The organism is Microcystis sp. LE19-41.2A, from assembly GCF_027530405.1.
Lineage (GTDB): Bacteria > Cyanobacteriota > Cyanobacteriia > Cyanobacteriales > Microcystaceae > Microcystis > Microcystis aeruginosa.
This window is the reverse complement of the sequence record NZ_JAPZQJ010000544.1, coordinates 22899-30013: the sequence shown is the minus strand read 5'-3', so window position 1 is coordinate 30013 and position 7115 is coordinate 22899. Positions and strand designations below refer to the sequence as shown.

Below are 7115 nucleotides of genomic sequence, written 5' to 3'. Positions count from 1 at the left end.
CCCACACCCCACACCCCACACCCCACACCCCACACCCTACACCCCACACCCCAAAGTCTAGGACTGGTCTATGTCTCTAGAGGCGAGGGCTGCGATAAGCTGATAAAGGAAAGATTGTCACCGAGCAATTATGGTGGCGTTACTCGCTAACGCAGTTGACACCCGATAAATGATACAGGAGTTATCTATGGAAACTATTTTTATCCCCCACCTCCTCAAATCTCCTGATCGACAAAGAGTGATTATCACCGATAATTTTATCCCCGGTCTAGAAACCTTGACACCGGTGCGGGGAACCTTGTTGGTTAGACATGGGGGCAATTTTTTGGAAGTATCGGTGAAAGCGGAAACCATCGTCACTTTAACCTGCGATCGCTGTTTACAACAATATAATCATCGTCTGCAATTAAACACTTCCGAATTAATCTGGCTAGACAAAAATAAAGACTACGATAGCTCCTATCCTCTAGAGCGAGAAATAGCCTACGAAGACCTCTCGGAAACCCTCGATCCTAACGGGGATTTTGACCCGCAAATGTGGTTATACGAGCAGTTATGTCTAACTTTACCCCCCCGTCAACTCTGCGGAGCCAATTGTCAACCACCCGATTTTCTTCTTCCGGAAAAGACTGCCATCGATGGTCGTTGGGCCTCCCTAGAATCCTTGAAAAGTCAGTTATCTCAATCGCAAAATTGAGCTTTGATGCTGATTTTTTTTCGGGTTTCGATCCCAGAGAAAAGCGATCAAAACCCGATTTTTTACTGGCCCCAAATCTTTTTCAGGACAGTTTCGGGGGTAATATCGGCGACTTTTCCCGTATTAGCTTCAATATATCGATGTAGCTCTCCCCCACTCGGTAAAACTCTCTTAGACAACGAAGGAACCAGCAGAGAGAGGGTATAGGTTCCCACGGCCACGGCTAACTGTAAAGGGACACTTTCGGTAGCTAATAATAAATTAGCACCGGCGATCATAGCCGCCATTTTACCGATATCGCCCGTTCTGGACACTTTTAAGTTATTATCCATGGCTTTGAGGGCTAAAACCCAAGCTTCATCTAGTTCTCCCTGGATTGCGACAATTGGCAACTCCGGTTGTTGATGGCGAATGCCTTGGATAATTTCTAGCCAACTCTCTAGGGGATAAAGCGTTTCCAGTCCTTGGCTGATGCTGAGATCGCTACCGCCGGCGTAGAGGAGAATATAGCCGCTATCCTTGATATTGAGGCGTTGCTGCTCCATTTGGGCCCAATCGATATCATCCCGATTCAATGTTATTTTTAAAGGTGGACAGGGTGCGGCAATCTTTAACCCTTTGACCAGTGCGTGATAATTATCCGCTAGATAGCCTTCCGTTGGCTGGGGTACTTGTTGCGATAAGAACCAGCTGCCATTATTTTCATAGCCTATACGGTTAAGAACACCATTTAACCAGAGTAAAAGGTTGATAGCAGGACGATTGGTGAGACTAATGGCGATTTCGTACTCCCGGTCCCGAATTACTCCCAAAATATTTAAATAATCCGCTAATCCGTACTGATCTCGATAGTCAAATAAAAGCACTTCCCTAACCTGGGGACAGAGACGATAGGCAGCCTTTGCTCTAGGTTCGACCAAAACATCAATGCTGCTTTGGGGGTAAGTTTGCTGGAGGGTTTCTAGAGTGGGAAAAAACAGCAGTTGATTGCTAATTCCTCCCGGTACAAGGGTTAATATTCGCATTTTATCTGGATATACCTGAATCGATCAGCTTAATTTTAGCAGTGTCCCTCGTTATTCACTAAATCCGGGCAGCGATGTTTTTTCCCAACAGAATGCGATCGCAGATTCTCTTAACTATTACCGGAAGGATTAGAGCCGTACATAGCATTTAAAACCAAAGCGGGGTCAACGTATTGATTGCCGTACATCAGTCCCCAGTGCAGGTGTGGTCCGGTGGTGCGTCCTGTCATTCCCACTCTAGCCATGCGGGCCCCTGCCGGTATATCCTGACCGAGAGTAAGGACGATTCCTCCTGACCTGTCAATCAAAAAAGTACCACGGCTGTCGGATTGAACCGAACCCATGAGATGACAATAAATATGTGTCCATTGACCCGATTGCATCTTAATCATGGTGCCACAGCCTGTATGATCGGATAATTCGACGATTCTGCCAGTCCACCAATTGCGAATATAACTGCCCAAGGGTGCGGCCAGATCTAACCCGGCATGAAATTGTTGACTGCCATCAATGGGGGAGAAACGATAACCGAAACCAGAGGTATAGGTTTGAAAGTTTTCCACGGGGAAGGAGGCCCCGGCCCAAGCATTTTGAGCTATGAGGGTGGGATTAGCTTTAACGGGGTGTAAACGGGCAAATCCTAGAGAAATTAACGTTACAAGACAGCTAATCGCTAAAAAACGCAGGAATTTAACAGGCAGATATTTGAGCATGAGACTTAACTCCAGACACCAAAATTAAATATACCCCAGTTTCCGCTGCCGCTAATTTTACCGGCGGCTTTTAACCGATATTTTAGTTATGTTTTGAGTTATTATTGACCATTGGTTAGGGGTTGAGAACATTTCCCCTCAGGCTGCCAATTCCCCGACTCCCCCACTTAATTTTTATTTTTTACTGACTTGTAAGTAGGGAGGCACAATTATTTGTAGGATGGGTTAGCGGTAGCGTAACATGAGCGGGCGTCGGGTTTCATGCTTCAACCCAACCTACGTTCTCCGTTCATCTTATATTTAATTCCACCCACCCACTTACCATGTTAGACCTAAAGCAAATTAGAGAAAATCCAGAGGAAGTACAGAAACGCTTAGATAGTCGGGGAGGTAGTTATGATATTGCCCCTATTCTCCAGTTAAATCAACAACAGAAGGCTTTAGAGCAAGAACGCAGCAGTTTACAGGCCCGGGGTAACGAAATCGGTAAACTGGTGGGACAAAAAGTTAAAAGTGGCAGCGATGTCAACAGTCCCGAAATTTTGGCAATGAAAACAGAAGGAAACGAGATTAAAAGTAAACTAGCTCAATTAGAACCGCAGGAAAAAGAGATTAAAGCGGCCATTGACCAAAAAATCTTAGATTTACCCAATTTACCCAGTGAAACCACTCCCATCGGTAAGGATGAACGGGAAAATGTCGAAGTCAAACGCTGGGGAGAGGAATATAAACCCACCAACCCGAATATTTTGCCTCACTGGGAAATTGGGGAAAAATTGGGCATTTTAGACTTTGAACGGGCAGTAAAGATCGCCCAGAGTCGTTTTGTTAATCTTATCGCGCTCGGGGCAGCCCTAGAAAGAGCTTTAATTAATTTTATGCTCGATCGCCATATTGTCGCCGGTTATACAGAAGTTTTACCGCCAATTTTAATTAATAGTGACTCCCTGCGCGGGACGGGACAACTGCCGAAATTTGCGGAAGAAAGCTTTAAATGTCGAGATGATGAGCTTTGGTTAGCACCAACGGCAGAAGTACCCGTAACTAACCTCTATCGCGATGAAATCCTCTCATCGGAGCAATTACCGATAAAACACTGTGCCTATACTCCCTGTTTTCGTCGAGAAGCGGGCAGCTATGGCAAAGATACGAGGGGCTTGATCCGTTTGCATCAATTTAATAAGGTGGAAATGGTCAAAATCGTCCATCCTGACGCTTCTGCTCAGGAACATGAAAGTTTAGTCGCTAATGCAGAGGCAATCCTGCAAGCTTTACAGTTGCCCTATCGGGTGATTGAATTGTGTAGCGGTGACTTGGGTTTTGCGGCCGCTAAATGTTATGACTTAGAAGTGTGGCTACCTTCGGCTAATACCTATCGGGAAATTTCCAGTTGTTCTAATTTTAGAGACTTTCAGGCACGACGGGCAAATATTCGCTTTAAAGAAAAAGGACAAAAAGGCACTAATTTTGTCCACACTCTCAACGGTTCGGGATTGGCGATCGGTCGTACTATGGCCGCTGTCCTAGAAAATTATCAACAGGCAGACGGGACGGTAAAAGTGCCAGAAGTGCTGCAACCCTATCTAAAACGGGAAGTTATTTGTTAATTTTTGATAAAAATGCTTGACAAAATGTGTCTATAGTGCATTGAAAGAATTGAGCTTAACCCCACTCTAGAATTGCCTGTTTTAAGGCTCCTTCAGGCAAATTGGCGGGATCAAAAGACTCACCCGCTTCCACTCTCCCTAAAGCTTCAAAAAAAGCCCTCACACCACTGGCCGGTCCCGATGGGTGGTCCATAATTCCGGTTCCCGCATTGAGGATAACATTACGTCCGTAATCCCCAAGGACCTGGGGAACAATACCTGGACGAATACCGGCCGAGGGAACCGGAAAAACGTTTCTATCGCGCAAAATATCGCGAATTTTGCCCTCCTCCTGGGGATCGAAGGGTAAACTACCGTAAGCGGCGGGATATAGCACCGCATCGGCTCCCGCGTGGGCCATCATCGTCCCCAAAACCACAGAATAGGCTAATCCCGTATCGCTACCGGCACACATCGCTCCAGCAAAGGCAGGATGGGCGAAAATAGGCACATCGATCGCTGGATCACTGGCTAAAGCTTCTAAAACGGAAAAACCGTAGGTAAGAACGTTTAATAACAGGGCATTAGCCCCATGTTTCACTAATAAACGGGCTTTTCTCTGCAATTCGTCCGCTTTTCCAGTGACATTGACCGCATAGAGAACATTTCTGCCGGTTTGCTGCCGCACTTCCTCCAAAACCCGGCGACAACAATCTAGGCGCTCGTGGGTGGGAGCCACGGGAAGATCCGCCATGATTTCATCATCTTTAATCACGTCTAAGCCAGCAAAAGCCACTTCTCGCAGGATATCGGCGTGATCTTGCGCCGATAGTCCTAAAGCGGGTTTAAAAATTGCCATGACTAGAGGTCGATCATAAACCCCCAAACGTTGCCTAATTCCTGTGATTCCCACCTTGGCTTTTGTGCCGTAGTTTTCGGGGAGGTACACCCCCACCACTTTTCCGGCTCCAGCCATGGAATATTTGCCGAAAATCATGGTTAAAAGACTGGCGATGTCATTTTCAACGTTTATCTGGGGAAAACGCACCCTAGCCACCTTATAACCGTCGGCTTCCTCCCTGATCCCCACCACTTCCCCTAGGTGTTGTTGCAGCTGCTCTTGACGATGACTGTGGCGATCGCTCCAAGTGCCGGCGGTTTGACCGATAGCGATCGTTTTTGCCTGTTTTTCGGCATTAATAGCGGGAGGAAAGCGATAATCGACAATTATAGTCATAAGAAGTCAAAAGATAAAAAAGGGAGTGGGAATTATGAATTATAAATTATGAATTGGGGAAGTGGGGAGCTTTTTTCAGTGTTGCCAAAGGCACGGCGTAGCCGTCCAGTAAACAGTAAACAGTAATCAGTGAACTGAAAACTCACATCTGATAACTGATAAGTGGGGAGGCACAATTATTTGTAGGATGGGTTAGCGGTAGCGTAACATGAGCGGGCGTTGGGTTTCATGCTTCAACCCAACCTACGTTCTACGTTCATCTTATATTTAATTCCACCTACCTACTTAACTGATCACTGATAACTGATAACTGATAACTGATAACTGATAACTGATAACTGATGACTTCGATCGGTTTTCTCAGCTATTGACAAGGGTTCCCCTAAAAGCCTACAAGTATTTTGGATAGGTATAGCCATTGAGGAACCGACCAAAATATGAAAATAAAGACAAGATTACGGGAATCGGGCAAATTTTTCTTAAAAAGCGGTGCTAGTATCGCCCTAGCACTATTTTTAATCTTAAGTCTGTTCACGGTTAAGGGGACTGCTCCTGCTTTAGCTGTGCTTGCTCAGGGTGACGCGGTAACGGATCCCACTGCTATTTTACGCAATGCCTTACCCATAGATAATAAACCAATTCGTCAAGTGCAACAATCGATCGAAGATATTGCCAAACATCTGCGGGCCAAACGTTGGAGTCCGATTAAAAAAGATGTCAAGGATGCCAATTATGCCCTTTCTACCAAAAGCAACGCTATCTTAGATAGTGTTCCCGAAGCAAGTAAAAGCCAAGGAGAGGAATTAATCGAAAAACTGAAAACGGGAGTGGCATCCCTCGATACGGCCGTAGAAGCGAAGGATAAAGAGGCAGTTTGGTCAACCAGACGGGAATTGCTCAATAATATCACCGCTTTAGAAGAATTAATGGTGGTGGGTTTTCCCTTTAACGTTCCCCCGGAATACGCTAACTTGCCGCAATTGCGAGGACGTGCCACCGTAGAGATGCAGACCACCAAAGGGGATTTAACTATCGTTGTCGATGGTTACAGCGCTCCGGTTAATGGGGGTAACTTTGTGGATTTAGTCCAACGGGGTTTTTATGACGGTTTACCCTTCATTCGCAGCGAAGATAATTTCGTTGTCCAAACTGGGGATCCCGTCGGTGCAGAAGAGGGATTTATTGACCCGAAAACTAAGCAATATCGCTCTATTCCCTTAGAAATTTTGATTAAAGGGGAAGAAGAACCAGTTTATGGCAATACTCTCGAAGAATTAGGGATTTACTTACCCAGTCTCGCCTTACCTTTTAACGCTTTCGGTGCATTGGCCTTGGCGCGTCCGGATACTAATCCTAACGGAGGTTCCTCGCAATTCTTTTTCTTTAAATTCGATAATGAATTAACTCCTCCGGGGTTTAATCTCATGGATGGTCGTTATTCGGTTTTTGGCTATTTAGTCGAGGGAAAAGAGGTGTTAGAAGAACTTACCGATAAGGATAAGATTATCACCGCTAAAGTGGTTTATGGCTTAAATAATCTCGTGCAACCTAGCTAGGGTGGGGGTTTTTAACTAGGTCTTGTCAAGGCAAAAAATTAGTCGAGATAGGGGAAGCATCTCAGATTCTGGGTGCTTCCCCCCATACCCCAGAAAAGTGGCAATTATCGGGGTCAATATTCCCCGCTAGTGAAAGCAAGGCACTTAGTAGATGTTACTGTGTTAACGACCATTTAAGTAAAACGTAGGGTGCGTTAGACGGCAGAAATTCCTGCTTTGACTTGAAGGTAAAAATCCGTCTAAGTAAAACGTAGGGTGCGTTAGACGGCAAAAATTACTGCTTTGACTTGAAGGCAACAAT

Annotated in this window: 6 protein-coding genes; 3 read left to right on the top strand and 3 right to left on the bottom strand. The window is 45.5% G+C overall.

What is annotated here, in order from left to right:
• The first annotated feature begins 187 nt into the window (after positions 1-187).
• Complete coding sequence (locus O9290_RS22885) at positions 188-697, top strand: YceD family protein (RefSeq protein ID WP_002762558.1); 510 nt, start codon at positions 188-190, stop codon at positions 695-697.
• A 62-nt stretch (positions 698-759) separates the two neighbouring features.
• Here O9290_RS22885 and O9290_RS22880 read toward each other — a convergent pair whose 3' ends face one another.
• Both O9290_RS22880 and O9290_RS22875 read right to left on the bottom strand, forming a co-directional pair.
• Positions 760-1722 carry a glycosyltransferase family 9 protein gene (locus O9290_RS22880; RefSeq protein WP_002762556.1) on the bottom strand — a complete coding sequence of 321 codons (963 nt, stop codon included), beginning with the start codon at positions 1720-1722 and terminating at the stop codon, positions 760-762.
• 110 nt (positions 1723-1832) lie between these two features.
• The gene (locus tag O9290_RS22875) at positions 1833-2435 is read right to left on the bottom strand and encodes a M23 family metallopeptidase (RefSeq protein ID WP_288055623.1); all 603 of its coding nucleotides are present in this window, start codon (positions 2433-2435) and stop codon (positions 1833-1835) included.
• A gap of 323 nt (positions 2436-2758) precedes the next feature.
• Between O9290_RS22875 and serS the strand changes: the two genes are divergently transcribed.
• Positions 2759-4042, top strand: coding sequence for a serine--tRNA ligase (serS, locus tag O9290_RS22870; RefSeq protein ID WP_288055626.1), 1284 nt, complete (start codon positions 2759-2761; stop codon positions 4040-4042).
• 55 nt (positions 4043-4097) lie between these two features.
• Here serS and O9290_RS22865 read toward each other — a convergent pair whose 3' ends face one another.
• Positions 4098-5258, bottom strand: a complete 1161-nt coding sequence (locus tag O9290_RS22865) for a 2,3-diketo-5-methylthiopentyl-1-phosphate enolase (RefSeq protein ID WP_288055629.1) — start codon at positions 5256-5258, stop codon at positions 4098-4100.
• Positions 5259-5695: 437 nt separating this feature from the next.
• Between O9290_RS22865 and O9290_RS22860 the strand changes: the two genes are divergently transcribed.
• Positions 5696-6814 carry a peptidylprolyl isomerase gene (locus tag O9290_RS22860; protein WP_002762547.1) on the top strand — a complete coding sequence of 373 codons (1119 nt, stop codon included), beginning with the start codon at positions 5696-5698 and terminating at the stop codon, positions 6812-6814.
• The last annotated feature ends 301 nt before the right edge of the window (positions 6815-7115 follow it).

What these genes read in the sequence shown, in the direction of transcription:
- O9290_RS22885 (WP_002762558.1), top strand. Translation starts at nt 188, where the DNA reads ATGGAAACTATTTTTATCCCCCACCTCCTCAAATCTCCTGATCGACAA.
- O9290_RS22880 (WP_002762556.1), bottom strand. Translation starts at nt 1,722, where the DNA reads ATGCGAATATTAACCCTTGTACCGGGAGGAATTAGCAATCAACTGCTG.
- O9290_RS22875 (WP_288055623.1), bottom strand. Translation starts at nt 2,435, where the DNA reads ATGCTCAAATATCTGCCTGTTAAATTCCTGCGTTTTTTAGCGATTAGC.
- serS (WP_288055626.1), top strand. Translation starts at nt 2,759, where the DNA reads ATGTTAGACCTAAAGCAAATTAGAGAAAATCCAGAGGAAGTACAGAAA.
- O9290_RS22865 (WP_288055629.1), bottom strand. Translation starts at nt 5,258, where the DNA reads ATGACTATAATTGTCGATTATCGCTTTCCTCCCGCTATTAATGCCGAA.
- O9290_RS22860 (WP_002762547.1), top strand. Translation starts at nt 5,696, where the DNA reads ATGAAAATAAAGACAAGATTACGGGAATCGGGCAAATTTTTCTTAAAA.